Raw genomic sequence first — 1,754 nt, forward strand, 5'->3', positions numbered from 1 at the left:
AAGACATCCGATGGGGTTAGTAGGTCAAGCCGCGATGCTTAGTTCGAGCTTGGGCGCCGTGGGGAAGGCGGTGGTTTCGCTGTAGGGCGTGCCGTTGGCGAGGCAGTGGTGGAGGCAGCCCAGGAGCCGGTTGTAGAGGTTGCGCTGGGCGGAGGTGTGGCGGTCACCGGTCTCGCGTCGGCGGTCGTAGTGAGCTCTGGCGCCGGGTGAGGCGGTGAGGGAGGCGAAGGCCCAGACGTAGCCGACCGCGGCCAGGCGCTGGTTCTTGACCCGGCGGACCATGACCGTGTGGCTCTTGCCTGAGGCGCGGGTGACGGGTGCTGATCCGGCATAGGCCTTGAGCGCCCTGGCATCGGCGAAGCGGCTGCGGTCGTCGCCGATCTCGGCAAGGACCCGGGCTCCGCTGAGCGCGCCGAGGCCCGGGAAGCTGGTGATGACCGCCGCGTCCGGGTGTTGCTCGAACAGCTCGACTGAGGCTTCGGCGAGGCTGTCCGCGGCGACGCAGGCGGCCTCGAACTTGCCCAGCAGGGCCAGGGCCTGGCGGCCCATCGCGGTCTCGACGAGCGGAAGCTGGCGCATCTGCGGAACACGCAGGGCGGCGTGCAGGCGCTCGACCTCGGCCTCGATGCCGCGCTGGCGGCCGGCGCGCTTGAGCACCGCCTTCAGCTGGATTCGGCTGAGCCGGGCGGCCTGCCCAGGAGTCGGTGCGGCGGCCAGCAGGGTTCGGGCCAGCGGCGCGTTGAATCCCCCTGTGATCGGCTGAACGGCGGCGAGGTAGCCGGGGAAGTATTCACGCAGGTGGGAGCGTAGCTTGTTACCGGCCTGCGTGCGGTCCCAGACGGCGTCCTGCTGGGCGCGGGCCAGGACTGCGACGGCCTGAGCGAGCTCGCTGTCGGCCGGCAGTTGGCGGTGCGCGTCTGCGTCGGTGCGCAGGATGTTCGCCAACACCATCGCGTCGAGGTGGTCGGACTTCTTGCGCGAGACTGTGTGGCGCTCGCGATAGCGGGCGGCCGCCATTGGGTTGACGGCGTAGATGGGGCGGCCGGTGGCCCTGAGACAGGCAACCAGCAGGCCGCGGGAGGTCTCGATCGCCACTGGTATCTGCTCACCGGGGTTGTCGCCGTGTTCGGCCAGGAGGTCGAGCAGCTGCTGCAGGCCGGCTGCGTCGTCGCCGATCCGGGCCCGTCCGAGGAGCTTGCCGTCGCCGTCGACCAGGGCGACGTCGTGGTGGTCACTGGCCCAGTCGATCCCGCAGAACACCTTCATGCGCGTCTCTCACGTCCTTCAGTCCGATGTGCATATCCGCGGGTCAAGACCGGCGCGGAGGCACGCGACTCCCTAATGGAAGGGCTCTGGGCCCGTCATCCGATTGGTCGTTCGTGACCCCAGCTGCCCGCGGGGTCCTCGGTCTGTCCAGGAGCTCGACGGCGTCCCGATGAAGTAAGAGGTGTTCCCCGCGGAGGGCTCGGACCACGAGCGCCAACGATCCGATCATCTGATCGGTTACGGTCGTGAAAGCCGGACTCCACTGCAGCAGACCCTGACGCCAGCATCCTCACGACCAGAGGTTCTCGGTGGCGATCGGCCAGCACCCGGGGCCAAGTCTTGACCGAGTGCTCGAAGGCTCCGGGGGTGTGTATGGCTCGCCGGATGCCGGCTGATCGCCACCGAGGAGAAGCCGGTGGCCGCGATCTTTTTCGAGGTCTCGCGGACCGGGTAACGGGTAGCGATCCACCGGCTTCACCCCCCATTAG

At 68.8% G+C, this 1,754-nt stretch carries 1 protein-coding gene; it reads right to left on the bottom strand.

Translation table 11 applies throughout. From position 1 onward, the window contains the following. Positions 1-24: 24 nt before the first annotated feature. The gene (locus AB0E62_RS39940) at positions 25-1,266 is read right to left on the bottom strand and encodes an IS110 family transposase (RefSeq protein WP_362206030.1); all 1,242 of its coding nucleotides are present in this window, start codon (positions 1,264-1,266) and stop codon (positions 25-27) included. Positions 1,267-1,754: the final 488 nt, after the last annotated feature.

The organism is Streptomyces sp. NPDC038707, from assembly GCF_040636485.1.
Lineage (GTDB): Bacteria > Actinomycetota > Actinomycetes > Streptomycetales > Streptomycetaceae > Streptomyces.

Coding starts and splice junctions, on each gene's coding strand:
- AB0E62_RS39940 (WP_362206030.1), bottom strand. CDS start 1,266: ATGAAGGTGTTCTGCGGGATCGACTGGGCCAGTGACCACCACGACGTC.